Origin of the sequence: Microcoleus sp. A2-C3 (assembly GCF_036706065.1) — a bacterium.
GTDB lineage: Bacteria > Cyanobacteriota > Cyanobacteriia > Cyanobacteriales > Microcoleaceae > Microcoleus.
Genome location: NZ_JAUBVX010000020.1, coordinates 18,600 through 41,160, shown reverse-complemented (window position 1 = coordinate 41,160; position 22,561 = coordinate 18,600). Strand labels below are relative to the sequence as shown.

Here is a 22,561-nt window from a genome sequence, read left to right as displayed (position 1 = left end):
AATCAGCCAGAAGGAAATCTCTTAAATTATACTTACCCAAACAAAAAGCGCCCTCATTTGGAGAGAGCGCTTTTTGTTAATCAACAGCTAAATTTAGCCGTTGATGGCAGGAGCAACCATTGCTACTGGGGTGACTTCACCGGCGGCCAAGTCGAGGGGGAAGTTGTGAGCGTTGCGCTCGTGCATTACTTCCATACCCAAGTTGGCGCGGTTGATCACATCCGCCCAGGTGTTGATGACGCGACCTTGGGAGTCGATAATCGATTGGTTGAAGTTGAAACCGTTGAGGTTAAATGCCATCGTGGAAATACCTAAAGCGGTAAACCAGATGCCGACAACTGGCCACGCACCTAACAAGAAGTGCAAAGAACGGCTGTTGTTAAAGCTGGCATATTGGAAAATTAAACGACCGAAGTAGCCGTGGGCTGCAACGATGTTGTAGGTTTCTTCTTCTTGACCGAATTTGTAACCGTAGTTCAAAGATTCGGTTTCGGTTGTTTCGCGAACCAAAGAAGAGGTAACGAGAGAACCGTGCATGGCAGAGAACAGTGCACCGCCGAATACACCAGCTACTCCCAACATATGGAAGGGGTGCATCAGGATGTTGTGCTCGGCTTGGAACACGATCATGAAGTTGAATGTGCCACTGATTCCCAGGGGCATACCGTCAGAAAAGCTGCCTTGTCCGATCGGATAAATCAAGAATACTGCGGTAGCAGATGCCACAGGTGCGGAGTAAGCCACGCAGATCCAAGGACGCATTCCTAAGCGATAGCTCAGTTCCCACTGACGACCCATGTAGCAAAAAATGCCGATGAGGAAGTGGAAAATGACGAGCTGGTAAGGGCCGCCGTTGTACAACCATTCGTCTAAAGAGGCTGCTTCCCAGATGGGATAGAAGTGAAGCCCGATCGCATTCGATGAAGGAACGACAGCACCACTGATCAGGTTGTTACCGAACATCAAGGAACCTGCAACTGGTTCGCGGATGCCGTCGATATCTACAGGAGGAGCTGCGATGAAGGCGATGATGTAGCAGGTGGTGGCGGTCAGCAGAGTCGGGATCATGATCGTCCCGAACCAGCCCACATAAATCCGGTTATCGGTGCTAGTTACCCACTCGCAGAACCGTTCCCAAACGTTGCCGCTTTCGCTGCGCTGTACGGTTGTTGTCATTTGTTTTATGATTGCTTAATTGAATTTTCAATGTTCGTTGTGGGGATGCCCCACGCTTATATTAGTAACACCATTCACTAAAGTTTGCCAAGGGTTTAGTGCTGACAATTAAAACATTTTACAAATATTTACAAACATTGATTTTTAGTGAATATTTGTAGTTATTTGCAAAGTAATGTTACATAAGTAATACGGTTAAATACAGCGAACAGAAGAGCTGAATCTATTATCTGTAGGTTTATTCAGCAGTTGACTTCAATTACTGTTGTTCAGGTCGATCGCCTTTCTATTTAAATATCTCTTAATTAGGTCTTGAACAAATTATTTTTAATATTTATTCACATATTATCCGTGGATTCGGCACACATAAGTTTTTATTGGGAGAATACTGGAAATTGGGTGATTGTGCGATCGCACTATAGCACTATAGCAGTGGACAGTGGACAGTTGACAGTTGCATAACGGGAATCAAATCATTGATGCTTGACGGGTATCGGCTCTATTCATGAAGTTATTTATGTCCTCACTGATGTGGCGGTTGCTATACATTCTCAACAATTCCCCATCAACCGGATTCATCAACTAAAAACCCAGTTTATGAGGCGCTTTGCAATAGCCATAAACCGGGTTTCTGAGGATGAGTTCGTAAGTTGTGCGTCAAAATTAACCTTTAGCCAGGGGGCCACTTCATCTGCCGTCCGCCGAGAATGTGAAGGTGCAGGTGGTCTACAGTTTGGCCGCCGTCGTTGCCGGTATTAATCACGACGCGATAGCCGTTGCTGAGTCCGAGTTGTTCTGCTACGCGCTTGACAGTCAGGAGCAGGTGTCCCATGAGCGCATGATCTCCCGATTCGGCATCGGCTAATTTGGGAATAGGTTTTTTGGGAATGACGAGGATGTGGACTGGCGCTTGCGGATTGATATCTCTGAAGGCGAGGGCCAAGTCGTCCTCATAAACGATGTCTGCTGGAATCTCTTTGCGGATGATTTTGCTGAAAAGCGTTTCTTGGGTTGTCATGGGTGTTAAAGAAGGAAGAAGGAAGAAGGAAGAAGGAAGAAGGAAGAAGTGGGAAGTGACAAGGGCGAAGGTGCAAGACGGAAGGGGGAAGACGGAAGGGACAAGGAGAGGAGGGAAGGGGGAAGACTCAGGAGGAGATCAGCAAAAAGAGAAAAGGAAGAGGCAAGGAAAAGTTTTTCTTGCTTCTTCCGATATTCATTAGTCATTGTTAATCATAATATATGATGAATCAAAGACAGGCAAATTAAGGATCGAGAAAAATGCTTGCTAGGGTTTGGAGTGCATCGATCGTAGGAGTTGACGCGGTAAAGGTGGGTGTGGAGGCTGATGTGTCGGGGGGGCTGCCGAAAATTGTGGTTGTGGGGTTGCCCGATTCTGCGGTGCAAGAAGCTAAGGAAAGGGTTAGGGCGACGCTGAAAAATTCGGGATACTCTTTTCCGATGCGGAGTATTGTGATTAATTTGACTCCGGCGGATTTGCGAAAGGAAGGCCCTAGTTTTGATTTGCCGATCGCCATTGGTATTTTAGCAGCATCGGAACAGGTCAGCGGTGAGCTTTTGGGAGATCATTTGTTTTTGGGGGAACTCTCTTTAGATGGGACTTTGCGGGCTGTGGCTGGGGTTTTGCCGATCGCCGCTGCTGCTCAAAGAATGGGTATTTCGGGATTGATTGTGCCGATGGCAAATGCGGCAGAAGCGGCTTTAGTCAACGGAATATCTGTTTACGGTTTTGAGAATATTTTTGCAGTTACTGATTTTTTAAACAATCCTCAAGTTTATTCGCCCGTAGAAGTAAACGGTAGAGAAGAGTTAGCAAAAAGGCGGATTCCGGGTTTAGATTTAAAGGATGTCAAGGGGCAAATTCACGCGAGACGGGCTTTGGAAATTGCGGCGGCGGGGGGGCACAATTTAATTTTTGTGGGGCCGCCAGGGAGCGGTAAGACTATGCTGGCGAGACGTTTGCCTGGTATTTTGCCGCCGCTGACTTTTGATGAGGCTTTGGATGTGACTCAAATTCATTCGGTGGCTGGGTTGTTGAAGGATAAGGGAAGCTTGGTGAGCGATCGGCCTTTTCGCAGTCCTCACCATTCAGCATCGGGGCCTTCTTTAGTTGGCGGCGGCAGTTTTCCGCGTCCGGGTGAAATATCTTTAGCACATCGCGGCATACTTTTTTTGGATGAATTAACAGAGTTTAAACGAGATGTTTTGGAGTTTTTGCGGCAACCGTTGGAAGACGGTTATGTGACGATTTCTCGCACCAGACAATCGGTGATGTTTCCGGCACAATTTACCTTAGTTGCGAGTACAAATCCTTGCGCTTGCGGTTACTACGGCGATACGATCCAACAGTGTACTTGTTCGCCGCAAAAGAGGGAGCAATATTGGGCAAAACTTTCGGGGCCTTTGATGGATCGGATTGATTTGCAGGTGGCGGTTAATCGTTTGAAACCGGAGGAAATTACGCGACAGCCAACGGGGGAGGAGTCGGAACCGGTGCGGGTGAGGGTGCAGCGGGCGCGAGAGGTGGCGACTCGCCGTTTTGAGTCGGAAGCTGGCTTGCGGTGTAACGCGCAGATGCTAAGCAGCCACATTAACCAATGGTGTCAGTTGGATGATGCTTCGCGGAATTTGTTGGAGATGGCGATTCGGAAGTTGGGGCTTTCGGCGCGGGCTAGCGATCGAATTTTGAAGGTTGCTAGGACTATTGCTGATTTGTCGGGGGATGAAAGTCTGAAAACCAATCATGTGGGTGAGGCGGTGCAGTATCGGACGATCGATCGGATGCAGTAAGGTAAAGTAAGGGGGATTTGGGCGATCGGGCGTAGGTAAAATGACACAGGAATCTAAAATAACAGCAATAATGTCCATATTACTCAGCTAAATTGGATATAGATTCTTCGTAAAAACCCTCATCTTGCAGAAATTGACTTAGTTCCTTCAGTCCTTGACGGCGCTTGATTTTCCGCTGTTCCTTGTAAATCATGACATCTTGGAAAAGTATGCGCCGATGGGAACCAACTTTGATATGGGGAATTTCTCCGTTTTCTAGTAATTTGACTAGAAATGGTTGTAATACATTCAGATAAGACTTACCAGAGCAAACCAGCCGATACAGATCGTTTAAGTTGCTAAGGGTTTTTCGCCACAAATCATTAGGAGTTCGATCATTATCAAAGCGTTTGGTGATGACAGGAACTGCTTTGTCTCTGCACGAATTTCTTCTAACTCGGTTTCTTTAAGAAAGCCCTGTTGTATTACTGGAACTAAAAAAGCCTCATCAAAACTAATCTTAAACAAAGGTTCTATACCCAACTCGTCACTATGGAGTATAACCGCCTCTAGGTTGAGTTTTTTGAAACCAGTTTCTTTAAGTATGCGCCACAAGTACCGACCAAATTTTGGGTTCCCGCCATTGGCAGTCACAAACTGATTTAATTTCTCGAAACCTAACAGGCGTTTTGGAGCCGGCGGATCGACAAGGCTATAAAATTCATCATCGTAGTCAGTAATTACGCATTTTCCACCAGGTTTGAGGACGCGCAATACTTCTTTAGCTGCCCCAATTGGATCTGGTAGATTCCATAAAACATAGCGCACGATGGCGAAATCAAAGCTGTTGTCTGGTAAATTGGTGTCCATAATAGAGGCTTCGATCATCTTGAGTCGGTCACTTGTTATACCTTGCAGGTATTGCTGGAAATACTCGATCGCAGTTGGATCGATTTCTACTGCTGTTATTGAGCTATTAGGCACTAAGGATAATAGTTTTTTGGTAAAGAAGCCCGGTCCACTGCCTAGCTCAAGGACAGACATTCCGTCTTGGAGACCAAACCAGGATAAGTTGCGTGCCTCTTTTTTCCAGCTCAGGTCAACTTGAAGGCGTAAGCGATGTATTTCACCTTCTACAGAACGATTCCAGGTACTAAGGTCGTAGGCTCTTACATCAGTCATCTGCTTGCTATCATTGATTGACCCTGATAATTCAGGAGTTTGATGGGTGAGTTAGTGGATTCATTCCTCAACAAGGCTTTTTACCAACTCTGGCTCTGTTCTTAGCAAGTGTTCAGCTTGTTGTTTCACCGATAGGTCGGGCATTATCAAAGATATAATTAATTATAGTAGCATCAATACTTCACTTCGGACAGTTTATATCTAATCGAGTGTCCGAAACCCAGACTGGCTATATGGTGGACTATTTTTTCAAGATTTAAATTTAAGTCCAGCGCTAAGTTTCAAAAAATGCGTTAAAAATGGCAGGGCTTCTGTAAGGCTTACAGGGCCGTTAAAAAACTGTCCGAATTATTGGTAGCATAAAACCTAACAATATAGCTGATTGGGATAATCCATGCTCAACAGCCAATAGGTTGACTTTTCGACTTGAGCCATTTTGGGCGTGTTACGTCAGCCTTCCTCACCTCACCAACAAATAAACAAGCTCGCAGCTATAGCAATCCTAAATCAGTTTCAATAACCGATTCCCAGGCTAAGCGCCTGGGAATCGATGTCCAGAGGCTCTGCCTCGCAAGGGCGAAAATCGAGGCCGAGCCTCCGGATCTGCGTTACCAGGATCTTCCTGGTAACGAGTAGAATCATTTAGGATTGCTATACCCGATCGCCCTTTTACCCGCTTTCCCCCACTTTCCCCCGATCGCCCCTGGCAACCCGACCTATCCCCAGTGCCACATAGCGGTACAATAGTCAGATCGCATTCCCCAATTCCCAACCGTGATAGAGCGCTACACTTTGCCCGAAATGGGCAACATCTGGACTGAAACCGCCAAGCTCAAAAGCTGGCTACAAGTAGAAATCGCTGTCTGCGAAGCTCAAGCCGAACTCGGCTACATCCCCGCCGCCGCAGTCGAAGAAATTAAAGCTAAGGCTAATTTTGACCCGAAACGAGTCCTCGAAATTGAAGAGGAAGTTCGCCATGACATGATCGCTTTCTTGACAAATGTCAACGAATATGTAGGCGATGCCGGACGCTATATCCACCTCGGTTTAACAAGTTCCGATGTCCTCGATACCGCTTTGGCGCTGCAATTAGTCGCTAGTGTCGATATTTTGTTACAACGTGTCGAAGATTTGAGTCAGGCTATTCGCTATCAGGCTCAACAGCATCGCAATACCGTCATGGTTGGTCGATCGCACGGAATTCACGCCGAACCCATCACCTTTGGCTTTAAACTAGCTGGATGGCTGGCGGAAGTGTTTCGCAGCCGTGAAAGATTGGTGAATTTGCGATCGTCCATTGCAGTCGGCAAAATCTCCGGTGCAGTCGGAACCTATGCTAATATTGACCCGCGCATCGAGGCGATCGCCTGTCAAAACCTCGGACTCGAACCCGATTGTGCATCCACTCAAGTCATTTCGCGCGATCGACACGCCGAATACGTCCAAACCCTAGCATTGTTAGCCGCATCGATCGAGCGTTTCGCAGTAGAAATCCGCAACCTCCAACGCACCGACGTACTCGAAGTCGAAGAATTCTTCTCCAAAGGGCAAAAAGGCTCATCCGCCATGCCCCACAAACGCAACCCAATTCGCTCCGAAAGACTCACAGGAATGGCGAGAATTGTCCGCGCCAACGCCGTCGCAGCCCTAGAAAACGTAGCGCTTTGGCACGAAAGAGACATCTCTCACAGTTCCGTAGAACGGATGATTTTACCCGACAGTTCTACAGTAACTCACTTCATGTTAGTAGAAGCCACAGACTTAGTAAAACACCTGCTAGTCTATCCCGAAAACATGAAGCGCAACATGAACCTTTACGGCGGAGTTATCTTCAGCCAGCGCGTGATGTTAGCCTTAGTCGAAAAAGGCATGAACCGCGAAGAAGCCTACAAAGTTGTGCAATCTTGCGCTCACCAAGCTTGGAATAAAACGGGCGGCAATTTCTACGATTTAATTTCCAAAGATGTCAGCGTTACTGGTCGGATGACGACAAAAGAAATTGATGATTGTTTCGATCCGCAGTATCAATTAAGGCACTTAGATTTAGTGTATCAACGCTTGGGAATTTGAAGATAATTAACAAGAATTTAAAATGAGTCCGACAGTCCGCCAGGGTTCAAACCCCCGTCTCACAGCGAAAGTCGGTTGAAACCGACTGAAAGACTCATTAAGAGCGATCAAAATTTCAGATAAATTTCGACAAATATTTTAGTCCTCTTTAGAGGACTTTCGCTATGAGACAGGGGTTTAAACCCCTGTCGGACTGTCGGAAAAACGCGAAAATCCCTCACAACATCAAATGCCACAAAAACAATATCAAATATTAAATTTACAGAACCATGAAAATAAGTAAATTTGCAAAATATTTAATTTTATTTGTATTAGTATTATTCTCAGCAATTAGCCTGCACCATCCAATATTTGTCCGCGCCCAAGAACCGCCAAGAGTGGAAATTACCCAACCAGAACCAAGCCCGATCGCACCTGACAGCATTTTCATGAGTCAACTTCCCAGTTGGGCGCGACTTGTTGACATCCGCAAAGTAAATCCCAACATTCGCCTCGATATCCGCTACGCCACTGCGAACAATTTCTTAAAACGAAAGCTTTACTCTCAAGCCAAATGCGCTTTAAGAAGTTCTGTTGCTCAAAAATTAGCGCTAGTTCAAACAGACTTAGAAAAAATCGGATTAGGTTTGAAAGTTTACGATTGCTACAGGCCTTTTTCTGTGACTAAGCAAATGTGGGAAGTTTGGCCAGATCCGAACTATGTTGCTAATCCGGCTAGGGGCTCGCGGCACAATCGCGGTGCGGCTGTGGATTTAACTTTAGTCGATCGCACCGGCAAAGAATTAGAAATGCCAACGCCCTACGACGATTTTACCAAAAAAGCTCACAGAGATTACAACGGTGGCAGCGCCCAATCTCGGAAAAATCGTCAAACGCTTGAAAATGCGATGAAAAAACAGGGATTTATTGGTATCACAACTGAATGGTGGCACTTTGATTCGGAAGATTGGCAGAAGTTTGCAATTCTTGATGTGTCGCTTACTGAAATTCCTTAATTAGCTAAGGATCGCAAATTAAATAACTTACAATTTTAATTGTTATTGTGGGGTGGGCGGGCTCTCCCGCCCACCCCACAAACTTGTGTAAGTTATTTAATTCTCATTCCTAAGACGGCGGTTGAAACCGCCCGGTGTTCTTGGGAATTAACGGACTTGCACATAAAATTCGTATTCATAGCCGCGGAAATTTGAGTCTAGTTGAAATGTATAATTTCCAGTAACAGGGATTTTTCCAGTCCACTCTGTTTGATTATCCCGATCAGAATTTCCTAAAGTTGTGCCACCAGGAGTCAGAATTAGCGGGAAAACATCTTTCCGATTCTTAACAATCATTGTTTGATTTTTGGCTGCCCGAATCTTGTAGGAATGGCTGCCGCCGCCGATAATTCGACCTTTAACAATTGCTTCATCTCCCCCAGGCAGAAAATTAATCTGCTGGTTCACATTCACACAACTGCTTTCGGTGCGATTTTTGGCAATCCAACCGGGCGGTTCGGTAATTCGCAGCCAACCGTTTTGTTCTTCGGCAACTGAAACAAAGGTATTATTATTAAGTTTTCCTACTATTTTGCTGCCGTTGACGATCGGGTGCGATCGCACATTTAGCGGTGGATTCGGATCGCTGACTACAGCCATACTGATTTTACAGCCGGAATTGGGCGGTGTGACAACTACTGCGCCAACTTTTGGCGGAGAAACTGCGACGATTTGCGGTGGTTCAAGTGCGGGGCTTTGGGCTGGTTGAGATTCAGATTTCGGGGCTTCCGTAGCCTGGGTTTCTGCTTGCAGAGGTTCTGCTGGCCGAGATTCGGGGTTGTTGGCCGGAACGAGTGAAATCGGGTTTCTGACGGCTGCTGGCGATTCTGCAACCGGGGGATTGGATTGTTCGATCGCACCCGACTGTATAGTTGCAGCAGCCACTCCTACCGCTGTTGCTAGCCCTGCTAAGCCTGTGATGATGATTTGAGTAGAAGTAAATGACATAAAAAACCCCTCTGTATTTATACTGATAATTTTTGTTTTGGAGTTGGCGCGAGGCTAGAATTTTGATAGGGAAAATACTTGGTTAGGGCAGATTTATCTGGATTTTCCCGGAAAAATTGGCGGGCTCGCCATTCCATCTAGAGTGAAAATACTTAATCAGGGCTGAGGTTTCCGCATTAGTTCCTAAAATTTAACATCGATGATTGTCACAATCATTTCACTCCATCTATACTTGACACCTGTAGTGATGGTACTGTTGCGGTGAGCCAGTTCCGCGCAAATATGGTAAAGTAGCCGTCCGGCGCGAGGCGCAGTTTAGTAGCTAAAATGTCAAGATTTATTCCTTTCAGATTACAACCACCTCGCGATCGACTACTTTCGGAAGTAAAGCGAGAAGTCCAAGCAGGCCGATCGCAGTCTTTGCACGCTGCTGTGGTGGCTAACCTCAGCCAAGACTCCCAGCCTGTTGGTGCTAGTCGCTGTTGGGATGTGGAAGTGAAAGCCGGCAACCGTCCGAGTTTTCGGCTTCCTCCCAAAGCTAGCATTTCTAAAGTGTTCGATCGCACCGGCGGCAAATTGGTCATTTTGGGAGCGATCGGTGCAGGCAAAACCACCACGCTGCTAGAATTGGCTCTGGTGTTAGTTTCCCGCGCCGAAAAAGATCCCAGTTTACCAATACCAGTGCTGTTTGAACTCGGGTCGTGGAAAGCAGCATCTGGGGCGATCGCCGATTGGTTAATTGCTCAGCTTCAGTTCAAATACGGCATCTCTCCTGCTGTGGGCAAAAAATGGCTCGCCGAACAAAAATTATTGCCTCTCCTCGACGGTTTGGACGAAGTGGAAACCCACCGCCAAAATAGCTGCATTCAAGCAATCAATCAGTTTGTGGAAAGCGAATTCAAACCCAAACATTTAGTAGCTTGCAGCAGTTTTGAAGTCTACAAAAACTGTCAAACTAGATTTAAATTGCAAGCAGCAGTTTTGCTGAAACCTTTGACAGAAAATCAAATTCAAAACTATCTGCTAGAAGCTAGAAGCCGCGAACTTTGGTACAGCATTGAGAAGGAGCCGGAGTTGCTAAGATTAGCAAAAGCTCCCTTGTTGTTGAGCATGATGGCTTTGGCTTATGATGATATTTTAATTGAATCTTGGAAGCGCATAACTTCCGCAGAAGAACAGCGCAAATATCTGTTAACTGCCTACATCCGCCACCAAATGACCGGAGAAGTCAAGCAGTATCCCAGAAATAAGGAACTGCGGCCCGAACAAATTCGCCACTGGCTGGGATGGTTGGCGAGAAGGATGGAACAACAAGGAATTCAAGAATTTTACCTCGATCGCATCCCGTCTAGTTGGCTGCAAACAGGCGAGGAGCGGCGCAAGTATCAGTTTGGAGTTAAGCTGGTTGGCGCGCTGATTTGGGTGATTTTGGGATTAATTGTCACCTTAGTCTCCGGGTCGGTTTGGGGGTTGATTGCGGGTGCTGTAGCGGCGGTAATTAGTGCTTTGCTGCCTCCAATTCCGGCGATTGAAAGTTTTATGTTGCGCCTCGTGCTGTGGTCTAGCGGTCATATTCCTTGGGATTACAGGCGTTTTCTGGATGCTGCGGGCGATCGACTGTTGCTGCAAAAAACGGGCGATCGACGTTATCGATTTATCCACGATTTATTGCAAAAACATTTTGCTGAAATCTAAATTGAGGAGCTTGACAAAAATCACTATTCATGATATAAGACCGGGCGGTTTAAACCGCGGCTACACAGACAAAACCCGCCTCCGCGGGTTGAAGAGTACCTAGTAAAAATGCGTTACTTTCTTCATTCCGCGGAGGCCCAATTCGTTTGTGTAGACGCGGTTTCAACCGCCGTCTGATCTTGATTCCGCGGAGGCCCAATTCGTTTGTGTAGACGCGGTTTCAACCGCCGTCTGATCTTGATTCTGCGGAGGCCCAATTCGTTTGTGTAGACGCGGTTTCAACCGCCGTCTTTGGTGGTATTTTTGCCATCTGAAATAGCTGTTCCGCGCTAAATTCTAATCCATCAAAAAGTGGATCTTTTAATAGAGTATCTCCCATATAAGTCTGCGGTGCTGCATCGGGGTAAAAAACAGTAATACTTCTAGCCTTGCTATCTACCACCCAAACCCGCAAAACCTTAGCATCTAAATAATTTCTCGCCTTGGCCGCTAACTGACCGAAAGTTGGTTCGGGTGAAATAATTTCTATGACTAATTCTGGGACAACAGGACAGGCTTCATCTTGATTCCAGTCAGGAGATAAGCGTTCGTAAGAAACATATAAAAGGTCTGGTACGGGAACCCAGTCTCGCCCCAATCTGGTTAATTTTACCGCCCATTCTACACCAATTTCTCCTCGTTCTTCACCCCACTGTTCGAGAATTTTGATGAGGCTTCTGGTGAGGCGAGAATGAAATTTTTTGGGTGACATCTTTGGTACTGCTTGATTGTCAACAAGTTCGTAAGTAATATCCCCTTCTCCTTCGGGGAGAGCAAAAAACTCTTCCAAAGTTAGTTCAGTTTTTGTCTGGATCATGGTATTCCTCTACTATGGGCGGGGGAATTCCCGCCTGTCTAGTTAACTTAAATATTCATTGACATAATACAAATGTTATGATATGTGTGGGCAAAATCTCCAGTCTTAACTGCCAAATGTACGATCGCATTCAAATCCACAACCGCAAAAGGTTAAGATTCTAATCTAACCCTCCTGCAATCATTCACCTCCTATGGCAGAAACCGCAAAATTAAGGGGTAATGCTGCGAAGTCTGTCGGTAGCCTTTTTTGAGTATTGGGGCAACTTGTATTTTTGAAATAGTTCAGCGGACTTCTGATAATCTTGCCGTGCTTTAAGTTTTTCCCCGGTGGCGAGGTAGGCTTCCCCACGGCTCAGGTAAGCGCTAGCGTCGTTAGGTGGTAAAAGTTTTTCGCTTAAACTTTCGGTGAAGCAAGTGATCGCTATTTCATGTTTTCCTGTTTGAGCGAAAGCTTGACCTACCTTAAATGGAAATTTTGACGAGGCAATCGAAAGGTTCAGTTCCATAGAGGCACTAGGATCTCCTTTCATAGCTCTCGCAGTTGCATAGCCTAATTCTCCGAAATAAAGCAGGCGGGCTTCGCTGTACTTGTTAAGGGCTGCTTGCCCCTTCAATTTGTCTCCCTCGGCTTCGACATCTGCGGAATCTTCATCCTTTCGGATAGGAACATTAGGGAGGGATTTTAAGCAGTCTGGGGCGAGCGTCGAAACTGAATCAGAGATTGTCTCATCGTTTGCAACAGTGCAGCCATTGCGAATCACAAGCACTGTTACTGCCCCAATGAGAGCGGCTCGCATTAGTTTGCCAAAAAATTTAATCATGAGTCTGGGTTCTTGTGTTGGGTTTACTGGTTTATTTTTTTTTCTACAAGCTTGATGGTTGCGTTTAGGGTACGGCGTAGTTTGTGCAACGCAGCCCCTTGATATTTTTGGGTTTCGTTTTCTGAAATTTGCTGATATTTTACATCATATATGTAGACAGTATTCGTAGGGTGCGTCGCCATGAAAAATCCATAAATTCTATCGAAAATCTCATGGCGACGCACCTTACATATAGGTTTGTTTACACGAGTCTTGCAAGCACAGGTGCGTCGCTGTTAGATTGTCGATTTTGTTGAGGGATTGTCGATCGCGACACACCCTACAGCTAAGGTTGCATGACTTAAATATTGATTGACATAATACAAATTCTATGATAAGTGTTGGCAAAATCTCAAGTCTTAACTGTCAAATGTACGATCGCATCCTCATCCGCACCCCAAAAGGTTAAGATTCTAATCTGACCCTCCTGCAATCATTGCTTCACCTCCTATGGCAGAAACCTTATTGTTCAACGCCCTCCGCGAGGCGTTAGACGAAGAAATGGCCCGCGACTCCTCTGTATTCGTACTCGGCGAAGACGTAGGCCAATACGGTGGTTCCTATAAAGTCACCAAAGACCTCTACGAGAAATATGGCGAGCTCCGAGTGCTCGATACCCCGATCGCCGAAAATAGCTTTACAGGCATGGCAGTCGGCGCAGCAATGACGGGATTGCGCCCGATCATCGAAGGCATGAACATGGGCTTTTTGCTCCTCGCCTTCAACCAAATTTCTAACAACGCTGGAATGCTGCGCTACACCTCCGGCGGCAACTTCAAAATGCCGATGGTGATTCGCGGCCCCGGCGGCGTGGGTAGGCAACTCGGCGCTGAACACTCTCAGCGGTTAGAAGCATATTTCCAAGCAGTACCGGGTTTGAAAATAGTCGCCTGTTCGACTCCCTACAACGCCAAAGGACTCTTAAAATCAGCCATCCGCGATGATAACCCGGTGCTGTTTTTTGAGCACGTTCTGCTGTACAACCTCAAGGAAAATTTGCCAGAAACAGAATATTTAGTGCCGTTAGACAAAGCGGAAATTGTGCGATCGGGCAAAGATGTCACCATCTTGACATATTCCAGGATGCGGCACCACGTCCTGCAAGCCGTGCCCGCACTCGTAAAAGAAGGTTACGATCCAGAAGTGATCGACCTAATTTCTCTCAAACCCCTCGACATGGAGACGATCGGCGAATCCATTCGCAAAACTCACAAAGTAATTATTGTAGAGGAGTGCATGAAAACCGGAGGCATCGGTGCCGAATTGATTGCTTCGATTAGCGATCGATTTTTTGACGAACTCGACGCACCAGTTTTGCGCCTGTCTTCACAAGATATTCCCACACCTTACAACGGCAATTTGGAAAGACTCACCATTGTCCAGCCCAATCAGATTGTCGATGCAGTCCAAAAAATGGTAGGTTTGCGAGTATAAATAGTCATTGGTTATTCGTTGTTTGTTATTCGTTGTTTGTTATTTGTTGTTTGTTACTTGTTGTTTGGAAACCGAAAAAAAGCTCGGAACGAACCAATAACCAATAACCAATAACCAATAACCAATAACCAATAACCAATAACCAATAACCAATAACCAATAACCAATAATTAAATATGCAAAAACAACGTTCAATATTAGCCCTAATTTTTGTTTTAATCATCGCCGCTATTACTGTAATAGTAACAATTCCGACGCGGCTGGGATTAGACTTACAAGGAGGATCGCAACTCACAATTCAGATAAAAACTACCAAAGATATCCCGAAAATTGAAGAGCGGGATCTAGAAGCAGTGAGGCGAATTATCGAAAACCGAGTTAATGGTTTAGGAGTTTCCGAATCAGTTGTACAAACGGTAGGCAACGATCAAATTCTGGTTCAGTTGCCTGGGGTAAGCGATCCGCAACAAGCGGAACGGGTGCTCGGCGGTACGGCACAGCTAGATTTTCGGCGCGAGACACAGCAAGAAGGAGCTTTTTTGAAGGTCAGAAAAGAGGAACTTGCCGGACTACTGGGAAAGCAGCAGGAGTTGCAGGCAAAAGGAGATGCTAAGGCGATCGCAGATAACCAAAGTGCGATCGACAAAAAAAATCAAGAAATTCAACAACTCACCGCCAACCTTTACGAACGTACCGAGATCACCGGCAAAAACCTCAAAGATGCTTTCGCCACATCCAATTCCTTAGGCAACACCTATGCTGTAGCGCTACGCTTCGATACCGAGGGGGCCGAAAAATTTGCCGAACTGACCAAAAGCATTGCTGGTACAAACCTCACTCTAGGCATTTTTGTAGATAACGAACTGATCAGCGCTGCGACTGTTAGCGATCAGTACAAACAAACTGGTATCACAGGCGGTAATGTCGAAATTTCCGGCAACTTTACAGCACAGAAAGCTAATGACTTGGCGGTGCAATTGCGTGGTGGTGCTTTACCTCTACCAGTTGAAATTATTGAAAACCGCACTGTCGGTGCAAGCTTGGGACGAGATAGCATTCAAAGCAGTATTAACGCAGGTATCGGTGGCTTAGTTTTAGTCTTGATTTTCATGGTTGGTTACTATCGACTCCCCGGCGTAATTGCCAATATTGCTCTGTTAATTTATGCTTTGTTAACTTGGGCAGCCTTCGTGCTGTTGGGAGTAACTTTAACGCTGCCGGGAATTGCTGGTTTTGTGCTCAGCATCGGAATGGCTGTGGATGCTAATGTGCTGATTTTTGAGCGCACGCGGGAAGAGTTGCGATCGGGAAAGACGCTTTATCGATCGGTAGAATCAGGTTTTTACCGCGCTTTTTCCAGCATTTTAGACGGTAACGTCACAACGCTGATTGCTTGTACTGCTTTGTTCTGGTTGGGTGCAGGTTTAGTTAAAGGGTTTGCTGTAACGCTAGCATTGGGCGTGGTAGTCAGTATGTTTACTGCTCTTACTTGCAGCCGCACTCTACTTTTGGTAGTGTTGGGCTTTCCGGGATTACGCAAACCCGAGTGGTTTTGTCCCGGTTTGTCAAAAACAGCTAATAGTTGACAGTAGTCAGTAGTCAGTAGTCATTGCTGAGATTCTTCCCTCTTCCTTCTTCCCTCTTCCTTCTTCCCTCTTCCCTCTTCCTTCTTCCTTCTTCCTTCTTCCCTCTTCCTTCTTCCTTCTGACTTATGCAATTTAGTGTTATCAAACAGCGATCGATCTGGTGGAGTATTTCCGTCGCGATCATCCTTGCAGGTATAGTGTCGATGGCGATTTCTTGGACTCGTCCCGACATCCGCGCACCCCTGCGCCCCAGTTTAGACTTTATCGGCGGCACTCGCCTGCAATTTGAACTCGACTGCACGAAACCGGAAAATTGTAAACCCATCGATATTGTCAGTGTCCGCCAAGTTTTAGACTCCCAAGGTTTGGCTGGTAGCAGCATTCAAGTTATCGGCAAAGAACAGCGCGGTTTATCGCTACGCACGAAAACTTTAGATGTCGAACAGCGGACTAAGTTGCAAACAGGTTTGAGCGAGAAACTAGGCACTTTTGCTCCTCAATCTATTCAAATTGATACGGTTGGGCCTACACTCGGCAAACAGTTGTTTACTTCTGGTTTGCTGGCTTTGTTGCTTTCCTTTGCAGGCATTACTCTTTATCTAACGTTCCGATTTCAGTTGGATTATGCCTTTTTTGCTTTTGTAGCTCTGTTTCACGATGTCTTAATTACGCTTGGTGTATTCTCAATTTTGGGTTTAGTTGGAGGACTGGAAGTTGACAGTTTATTTGTCGTCGCCCTCTTGACAATTATCGGTTTTTCTGTTAATGATACAGTGGTAATTTACGATCGCGTGCGGGAAGTAATCAAGCTAAATCCCGGACAGTCGATCGATCAAATTGTCGATGATGCCGTCATGCAAACGCTGGGAAGGTCAATCAACACGACCCTGACAACGCTGCTGACCTTGTTTTCAATCTTTTTGTTTGGTGGAGAAACCCTTAAATACTTTGCTTTAGCATTAATTGTCGGGTTTATTGCCGGTGCGTATTCCAGTATTTTCATTGCTAGCACGCTGCTAGCTTGGTGGCGCAGTCGCACGGGCCACTCCATCCCCCTCCCCGCAGAAGGAATCAACCCATCAGAAGAAGTTTAACGATTGTTGACTGTTAACTGTTGACTGTTAACCGTTAACTGTTGACTGTTAACCGTTAACCGTTAACTGACTAATAACCAATAACTAATAACCAATAACTAATAACCAATAATTAATGACCAATGACCCAAATTTTCAAATTGAAGTCCAAAGGCTTCACAAACTAACAGTTTACGGCCGCTGGTTAACTGTGATATTGCTGTGGATTAGCATCGGTTCTTTGAGTATTTGGAGTTTGCGTCGCGAAATCGGTTTGTGCTTAGAAAACTTCACTTGGGCGGCGGTACGCTACGGTTTATCTTTTCACCGCTGGCCGACTCTCGGTTTGGGTTTGTGCTTGGGGATGACTTTAGCAGTGCTAACTTGGCAAAGTCGCAATAAGGTGCGAGGATTGCCCCAGCGAGAAAAACAGGGTTTGGAACAACAAGTGCGCCGAATTCGCCAACAGGGGCCGAGTCATCCTTTGTGGAAGTGGGTTTGCAAAAATTCGCAGTAGTCATTAGTCAGTAGTCAGTAGTCATTAGTCATTAGTCATTAGTCAGTAGTCAGTAGTTATGTTTTGCGAGTTCATATAGCTCGCGAACAGCAGTCACGCAAAGCGAGGTAACATATGTGCTGGGGAAAACTGTTGAAGTGGAATCTCGATCGCAAATTCTGTTCCTTTTCCCGGTTCCGACAAGCACTTCAACTCACCGCCGTGTTGGTTGACAACAATTTCATAGCTAATCGAGAGTCCCAAACCCGTTCCTTGGCCGACAGGCTTAGTAGTAAAGAAAGGGTCAAACAACCGCTTCCGAACATCTTCTGTCATCCCCGGGCCGTTGTCATAAATCCTAATTATTACCTTTTTTCCCTCGATTAACTCCGTGCGAATCCGAATCGCAGGCATCTGACGACTATTTGCAAGGGAATCATTTTTCTCGCCTGCTTGCGAATTGTTCAGGCTTTTTCCATCGACATTTTCGTGTTTGTTCCACTCAAGAAGAGCATAAATTGCATTAACTAAAATATTCATAAATACCTGATTTAGCTGTCCGGGATAGCACTGCACCAGCGGCAAGTCGCTGTATTCTTTGTGAATTGCGATCGCCTCCTGCCCTGGTTTCCCTTTAAGCTGGCTTTGCAAAAGCATAATCGTGTTGTTGATACCGTCGTGGATGTTGACCTGCTTCATTTCAGCTTCGTCTAACCTGCAAAAATTCCGCAGCGACAAAACGATGTCACGCACCCTTTCTGCACCTTGCTGCATGGAATTAAAGACTTTAGGCAAGTCTTCCAGCAAATAATCGAGTTCGATTGTTTCTGATTCGGCTTCAATTGATGCGAGGGCTTCTGGACAGTGTTCCTGGTAGAGTTCGAGTATCCGTATTAAACCTTGCGTATACTCTTTAGCGTGGTGCAAATTGCTGTAGATAAAGCCGATCGGATTGTTAATTTCGTGAGCGACTCCTGCTACTAACTGCCCCAAAGAAGACATTTTCTCTGTTTGAATTAGTTGGGTTTGAGTGCGCTGAAGTTCCAACAGGGCAAGTTCGAGTTGTTGGGCTTGATACCTCAACTGTGCTTGGGATTCCCGCATCGCCACTGTTGACAACTCGTGAATCTGCAACTGAGAAAGCAGCAGTTGGTGCACGTCTAAAAGTTGGTAATTGTCCGGCTCTACCTGCACTACAATGGGTTCATGGATCAGTTCTGGCGATCGCTCTAGAGACTGCCGCACTGCCTTCATAATTGGGGTTTTGCGATCGAGAACCAAAATATCAGTTTTAGTAAAGCGGTAGAGAATCAACAAAGGCTGTTGAGAAAATAACTCCAAGCTGTAGGGACGACTCATGTGTTCAAAAAAACGCCTGCGCGAAATCATCCCTGTAAACTTTCCTTTCTCAGTAATGATGATGCCGGGAAGTAAAGGATTAGCTTGAAAAATTTTAGCAACTTCGCCACCCAGACATTCTGACTCTAGGAGAAAATTGTACAGAGTTAATTCCTCTAGAGTCGATCGCAAACCGAGCGGCGATTTCAGGGGACTCAACCCATCAGTTTCATACACTGCTCCCTCCTTTGGTAATTGGTAGTTGCGGTTGGCTGCTGGAGTATGCCTAATTTACACTGCGATTTCAACCTCTATTTTCGCTTGGCAATCAACCCTACTCTCTGTTCTTCAATCCAATAGATTAAGCACAATTTTTTGTACCTTAAATCATGCGAATACCGTCATAAACGATATAATCGGTTGACAGCAGTCACCCCTGTGATACCTGAGTATTTACTAAATTTTAATCGATCCAAGATTCTACTAATCAGAATATTGTAGTGATAACTACCTTTAATGTTTGATAACATTAATTTAGTTCAGATTGATAGACATCCGCGGCCAGTGCCACTACATTTGCTATTACCCCTTACCTAAAATTATATGACAATCAGACAAAACTAGCGACAAATATGGAGCCGATCGCCCGCTGCGACAATTCATGTAAAATCAGTTACGGGGAATTGCCAAGAAATATCAATTGTCAGTTGTTTCGCACAAATGCCGATCGCTCTCAACACGCGGATTGTATTGCAGGTAGTCTCCAAGCCAGCGACAGCCGACTGCGAGCAATTTGTCAAGTTCGGCAGCTTCTACTTTAGCAGCATCGAGACTCCAAAGCTTCACCGACGAATCTTTCCCGGCAGATGCTAAAGTTGTGCGATCGGCACTAAAACTCACACTCCACACATCCGCTTGATGCGCCCTAAAAGTTTGCAGCAAAGTACCGTCGCGCCGCCAAAGTCTCACCTTCCCATCCGTGCTGCCCCCTGCGAGCAACTTGCTGTCTGCACTCCAACTGACACTACCCAAACCTGCTGTAGAATCGTCGAGAGTTTTCAGCAACTTGCCGTCAGTATTCCAAAGTTTCACCTTCCAATCGTGACTCGCTGAAGCAATCATCTCACCGTCTGGCGAGAAATTGCATCCCCACACTTCATCTTTGTGTCCCAAAAGAGTTTTCTCAAGTTGAAACTGTGTTTTCCCGGTGCGTTTCCAAAGCTTGACAGTTCGATCTTGACTGGTGGAAGCCAACAGATTACCATCGGGACTGAACCTGACTGATGTAACTGGTCTAGTATGTCCTTTTAAAGTGTGCAGCAAAACGCCACCTACACTCCAAATCTTAATAGTGCGATCGGAACTAGCAGTAGCAATTAGTTGAGACTTGGGGCTAAAACTCGCGCTCCAAACTAAATCTCCATGTCCTTTCAAAATTGAAAATAAAGTTCCATCACGGCGCCAAATTCTGACAGTTTTGTCAAAACTTGTAGAAGCAATTAACTGACTATCTGGACTAAAAACCACCTCAGTAATTGACTCGGTGTGTCCCGGCAAACTCAAAATCAACTTGCCATTTGGCTGAAAAATTTTCACAAGAAAGTCGCCACCCGCACTTATAATTAACTTACCATCCGGGCTGAAATTAGCCGTGTGTCCGTTAGGCAAACGATTGCGTTCTCGGACTGCATTTAGCGTTCGGTGCAGTATATTTACTGTCTGTGTTTTGAGCGCTGGAGAAACTTCTATTTCTCGCAATTTTTTGCCCGCGCTGACTGCTGCGATTAAAGCTCCTAGCTGATCGTAGCTTAGGGAAATATCGGCGGTAGAGTTGAGTGCTTCAATGTAGGTAATTATCGCTTGTTTTTTTTGATTTTCAGCTTTTTGGGCAACTCGCTGCGCGTGCAGGAGGACGCTAGCAGAGATTGCGGAAATTGCAGCGAGTCCCAACAAACTAAATTGGACTGTTCGCTTGGCTTTTTGCTGAGCTTTACTCAAGACTAAATTTGCTTCGGTTAATATTTGCGAAGCTGCTTTCTCTAGTTCCAAAGCTCTTTGAATTTCCAGATTTTCTAGTTCTTGGCTAGCTGATAGGAATTGATAATCGCGATCGCCCAAACTTTTGTCTGCCGCCCAGGTTAACGCTTCTGCGAGAGCTCTGCCTTGCAGCAAGCGGGAAGTGTCGGTGTGGTTGGAGGCTTCCCAAGCGCAGATCGACTCGGAGTAAGGCAGGAGCTTTGCTAATTCTTGCTGTATCCATTTTCGGTTAAAAACAGAGGCATAAATCGGGTTAAATACTCTCAGTTTACCTGCGTATTTGACGATTAAACCTGACAGTAACAGTTCCATTTTCTCGGAACTGTCTTTTGAAAAATTATCTTGACAAATTAACTCTTCTGCTGAATTTTTTGGGCTGTTCGGAAGAGTCAGATCGGCTAAGATTTGTTGGTAAATTCCTAGCAAACGGCCGGTGCGCTGGGGATTTCTCAGAAGGCGATCGCGAATTGTCTTGAGATGTTCCGGTTCGTCTTGAAATTCCCAGTTTTCCAATGCGCTTAACTGCACTAATTCAGCAATGAATAATTGACAGTTGGCTGGGCTATTGCAGTTGCTGCTGGTTTGTGCTGCTAACTTCTGAGCAGTTAATTGACAAAGTTTTTGAGTGAGAAATGGCTGTCCTCCCGTCCATGCTAAGATTTCTTTGAGAATTTCTTGGGAATTGTCGATTTTTTCTGGCCATCCTCTGGCTAAAGGTGCGGCTTCGGTAAGATCGAATCCTTTGAGTTCAATGGCGCGGCCGATATTAAACGGAGTTCTGGTTTTGTCAGAGATTAAATCTTGAGGAGTCGCAACTCCAAATAAGGCAAAAGTTAGGCGGTTGTATTGGGGATTTTCGGCACGTTTGTTGTAGCAGCCGCGTATCCAGGCAAAAAAGTCGTCGCTGGAGAAGTTCAGGGAGAGAATGCTGTCAATTTCGTCGATAAAAATTACGATATTGCGATCGCTCGCAGGAAGCAATACTTGTTCGATAAATTCATTTAATCTAACGACTGGCGGCAAGTGTTCTCGATCGCGCCACCAAGTCCTGACATTCATTTTAATTTTAAAGCTGTTGGCAAGAGTGGCTGTAAAGCCCGCATACCATTGCACCGGAGTTATTTGGGCCGTGCCAATTCCTGTGATGTCAACAATGCCGCAGGCAATATTTTCTGCTTGCAAGCGGCGCGCTGTTTGCACCCGCAGACTCGATTTTCCCATTTGTCGGGAGGTGAGCACGTAGCAAAAATCGCCTGCTTTTAACGAGTCGTAAAGTTCGCTATCTGCTGATCTGGTGACGTAGGTAAGAGCATTCGCCTGCAAACTGCCGCCAACTTGATATTCAAATTCTGTCGCTGGCAAATCGGACACGGGAAATAAAGGGGAAGCAGAAGGAAGTAATTCTATTTTAGCGGACTTTGCCCCAAGCTCAACTTCAATTTGAGATAATTGGTTTTGTTGCGATAATATTTCGATCATAATTACTTCTGCTTCCCCTTTATTTTAAGCAATTCTCATTAGAAACTCTAAGATGTTCATGGGAGGAACCTCGGGGGGCCGGGTTTTGTGGGGCGATCGCACTGAGTTGAATAAAAATGACTGTTGAGGAAAGTAAGCGAGGGTTTCCATGTGCGGTTTGCCGAACTAGATGTGTTAACTCTATAGACGGTGGGGCGATCGCACTTTCAGTACAATGTCAGTATTTCAACCTGTACATCTGTTGAGTCTGAATATCTCCAGGCGTGAAATTAGCTCTAATCCTATGGCTGTCGCGATCGGAGGTTTGTTAAGGGTGAAGCGGTGCGAGGCTCAGAAGTAGACAGTTCGCGTATTGGCACAAGGGAAGAAGGGGAGAGGGGAAATCGAGCCGTCAAAAATTAAGATAGAAGATCATGACAGCACCAGCAGCAATATCACCCAAAAGAATGATTTATCGACAAAAACTTGTGTGTTATCTTTACTAGGTAATTATATACATAAATACTTT

General features: G+C 45.6%; 18 protein-coding genes. 9 read left to right on the top strand and 9 right to left on the bottom strand.

The features are described from left to right. Positions 1-93: 93 nt before the first annotated feature. On the bottom strand, positions 94-1,176 hold the full coding sequence (psbA, locus tag QUB66_RS13125) for a photosystem II q(b) protein (RefSeq protein ID WP_265234471.1): 1,083 nt from the start codon (positions 1,174-1,176) through the stop codon (positions 94-96). Between the two features lie 670 nt (positions 1,177-1,846). After that, on the bottom strand, positions 1,847-2,194 hold the full coding sequence (locus QUB66_RS13120) for a histidine triad nucleotide-binding protein (protein WP_265234472.1): 348 nt from the start codon (positions 2,192-2,194) through the stop codon (positions 1,847-1,849). Here QUB66_RS13120 and QUB66_RS13115 point away from each other — a divergent pair. Then, the gene (locus QUB66_RS13115) at positions 2,193-2,396 is read left to right on the top strand and encodes a hypothetical protein (protein WP_332968075.1); all 204 of its coding nucleotides are present in this window, start codon (positions 2,193-2,195) and stop codon (positions 2,394-2,396) included. The two genes, QUB66_RS13120 and QUB66_RS13115, sit on opposite strands and share 2 nt — an antisense overlap. 58 nt (positions 2,397-2,454) lie before the next feature. Further along, positions 2,455-3,984, top strand: coding sequence for a YifB family Mg chelatase-like AAA ATPase (locus QUB66_RS13110; protein ID WP_332968077.1), 1,530 nt, complete (start codon positions 2,455-2,457; stop codon positions 3,982-3,984). Between the two features lie 79 nt (positions 3,985-4,063). Here the strand turns inward: QUB66_RS13110 and QUB66_RS13105 are convergent, their stop codons facing one another. Together QUB66_RS13105 and QUB66_RS13100 are read right to left on the bottom strand one after the other, a co-directional pair. Continuing rightward, entirely contained in the window at positions 4,064-4,342 is a 279-nt protein-coding gene (locus tag QUB66_RS13105) for an excisionase family DNA-binding protein (protein WP_265234475.1), read from the bottom strand. After that, positions 4,315-5,145, bottom strand: coding sequence for a class I SAM-dependent methyltransferase (locus QUB66_RS13100; protein WP_265234476.1), 831 nt, complete (start codon positions 5,143-5,145; stop codon positions 4,315-4,317). Before QUB66_RS13100 ends, QUB66_RS13105 begins: the two co-directional genes overlap by 28 nt. 774 nt (positions 5,146-5,919) lie before the next feature. On the opposite strand from QUB66_RS13100, the gene purB reads away from it, so the two are divergent. Both purB and QUB66_RS13090 read left to right on the top strand, forming a co-directional pair. Beyond that, positions 5,920-7,215 (top strand): adenylosuccinate lyase, encoded by a 1,296-nt coding sequence (gene purB / locus QUB66_RS13095; protein WP_332968079.1) that lies wholly within the window; start codon positions 5,920-5,922, stop codon positions 7,213-7,215. A 269-nt stretch (positions 7,216-7,484) separates the two neighbouring features. Further along, entirely contained in the window at positions 7,485-8,210 is a 726-nt protein-coding gene (locus QUB66_RS13090) for a M15 family metallopeptidase (protein WP_332968081.1), read from the top strand. A gap of 147 nt (positions 8,211-8,357) precedes the next feature. On the opposite strand, the gene QUB66_RS13085 is transcribed toward QUB66_RS13090, so the two are convergent. After that, a complete protein-coding gene (locus QUB66_RS13085; RefSeq protein ID WP_332968083.1) occupies positions 8,358-9,197 on the bottom strand; it encodes an SH3 domain-containing protein in 840 nt (279 codons plus the stop codon). Positions 9,198-9,524: 327 nt separating this feature from the next. Here QUB66_RS13085 and QUB66_RS13080 point away from each other — a divergent pair, with 327 nt between their 5' ends. Beyond that, entirely contained in the window at positions 9,525-10,892 is a 1,368-nt protein-coding gene (locus QUB66_RS13080; RefSeq protein WP_332968084.1) for an NACHT domain-containing protein, read from the top strand. A gap of 220 nt (positions 10,893-11,112) precedes the next feature. Here QUB66_RS13080 and QUB66_RS13075 read toward each other — a convergent pair whose 3' ends face one another. Both QUB66_RS13075 and QUB66_RS13070 read right to left on the bottom strand, forming a co-directional pair. Continuing rightward, a complete protein-coding gene (locus QUB66_RS13075; protein ID WP_332968086.1) occupies positions 11,113-11,748 on the bottom strand; it encodes a Uma2 family endonuclease in 636 nt (211 codons plus the stop codon). A gap of 211 nt (positions 11,749-11,959) precedes the next feature. Then, positions 11,960-12,547 carry a tetratricopeptide repeat protein gene (locus QUB66_RS13070; protein WP_332968087.1) on the bottom strand — a complete coding sequence of 196 codons (588 nt, stop codon included), beginning with the start codon at positions 12,545-12,547 and terminating at the stop codon, positions 11,960-11,962. Between the two features lie 513 nt (positions 12,548-13,060). Here QUB66_RS13070 and QUB66_RS13065 point away from each other — a divergent pair. From QUB66_RS13065 to QUB66_RS13050, 4 genes are all read left to right on the top strand, one after another. Beyond that, positions 13,061-14,044, top strand: coding sequence for an alpha-ketoacid dehydrogenase subunit beta (locus QUB66_RS13065; protein ID WP_332968088.1), 984 nt, complete (start codon positions 13,061-13,063; stop codon positions 14,042-14,044). Positions 14,045-14,220: 176 nt separating this feature from the next. Continuing rightward, complete coding sequence (secD, locus tag QUB66_RS13060) at positions 14,221-15,630, top strand: protein translocase subunit SecD (RefSeq protein WP_332968089.1); 1,410 nt, start codon at positions 14,221-14,223, stop codon at positions 15,628-15,630. Between the two features lie 125 nt (positions 15,631-15,755). Beyond that, complete coding sequence (secF, locus tag QUB66_RS13055) at positions 15,756-16,724, top strand: protein translocase subunit SecF (RefSeq protein WP_332968090.1); 969 nt, start codon at positions 15,756-15,758, stop codon at positions 16,722-16,724. A 115-nt stretch (positions 16,725-16,839) separates the two neighbouring features. After that, positions 16,840-17,220 carry a hypothetical protein gene (locus QUB66_RS13050; protein WP_265234486.1) on the top strand — a complete coding sequence of 127 codons (381 nt, stop codon included), beginning with the start codon at positions 16,840-16,842 and terminating at the stop codon, positions 17,218-17,220. A gap of 93 nt (positions 17,221-17,313) precedes the next feature. Here the strand turns inward: QUB66_RS13050 and QUB66_RS13045 are convergent, their stop codons facing one another. Together QUB66_RS13045 and QUB66_RS13040 are read right to left on the bottom strand one after the other, a co-directional pair. After that, positions 17,314-18,774, bottom strand: a complete 1,461-nt coding sequence (locus QUB66_RS13045) for a sensor histidine kinase (protein ID WP_332968091.1) — start codon at positions 18,772-18,774, stop codon at positions 17,314-17,316. Between the two features lie 459 nt (positions 18,775-19,233). Continuing rightward, positions 19,234-22,053 carry an AAA-like domain-containing protein gene (locus QUB66_RS13040; protein WP_332968092.1) on the bottom strand — a complete coding sequence of 940 codons (2,820 nt, stop codon included), beginning with the start codon at positions 22,051-22,053 and terminating at the stop codon, positions 19,234-19,236. Positions 22,054-22,561 lie beyond the last annotated feature (508 nt).

What these genes read in the sequence shown, in the direction of transcription:
- psbA (WP_265234471.1), bottom strand. Translation starts at nt 1,176, where the DNA reads ATGACAACAACCGTACAGCGCAGCGAAAGCGGCAACGTTTGGGAACGG.
- QUB66_RS13115 (WP_332968075.1), top strand. Translation starts at nt 2,193, where the DNA reads ATGGGTGTTAAAGAAGGAAGAAGGAAGAAGGAAGAAGGAAGAAGGAAG.
- QUB66_RS13120 (WP_265234472.1), bottom strand. Translation starts at nt 2,194, where the DNA reads ATGACAACCCAAGAAACGCTTTTCAGCAAAATCATCCGCAAAGAGATT.
- QUB66_RS13110 (WP_332968077.1), top strand. Translation starts at nt 2,455, where the DNA reads ATGCTTGCTAGGGTTTGGAGTGCATCGATCGTAGGAGTTGACGCGGTA.
- QUB66_RS13100 (WP_265234476.1), bottom strand. Translation starts at nt 5,145, where the DNA reads ATGACTGATGTAAGAGCCTACGACCTTAGTACCTGGAATCGTTCTGTA.
- QUB66_RS13090 (WP_332968081.1), top strand. Translation starts at nt 7,485, where the DNA reads ATGAAAATAAGTAAATTTGCAAAATATTTAATTTTATTTGTATTAGTA.
- QUB66_RS13085 (WP_332968083.1), bottom strand. Translation starts at nt 9,197, where the DNA reads ATGTCATTTACTTCTACTCAAATCATCATCACAGGCTTAGCAGGGCTA.
- QUB66_RS13080 (WP_332968084.1), top strand. Translation starts at nt 9,525, where the DNA reads ATGTCAAGATTTATTCCTTTCAGATTACAACCACCTCGCGATCGACTA.
- QUB66_RS13075 (WP_332968086.1), bottom strand. Translation starts at nt 11,748, where the DNA reads ATGATCCAGACAAAAACTGAACTAACTTTGGAAGAGTTTTTTGCTCTC.
- QUB66_RS13070 (WP_332968087.1), bottom strand. Translation starts at nt 12,547, where the DNA reads ATGCGAGCCGCTCTCATTGGGGCAGTAACAGTGCTTGTGATTCGCAAT.
- QUB66_RS13065 (WP_332968088.1), top strand. Translation starts at nt 13,061, where the DNA reads ATGGCAGAAACCTTATTGTTCAACGCCCTCCGCGAGGCGTTAGACGAA.
- secD (WP_332968089.1), top strand. Translation starts at nt 14,221, where the DNA reads ATGCAAAAACAACGTTCAATATTAGCCCTAATTTTTGTTTTAATCATC.
- secF (WP_332968090.1), top strand. Translation starts at nt 15,756, where the DNA reads ATGCAATTTAGTGTTATCAAACAGCGATCGATCTGGTGGAGTATTTCC.
- QUB66_RS13050 (WP_265234486.1), top strand. Translation starts at nt 16,840, where the DNA reads ATGACCAATGACCCAAATTTTCAAATTGAAGTCCAAAGGCTTCACAAA.
- QUB66_RS13040 (WP_332968092.1), bottom strand. Translation starts at nt 22,053, where the DNA reads ATGATCGAAATATTATCGCAACAAAACCAATTATCTCAAATTGAAGTT.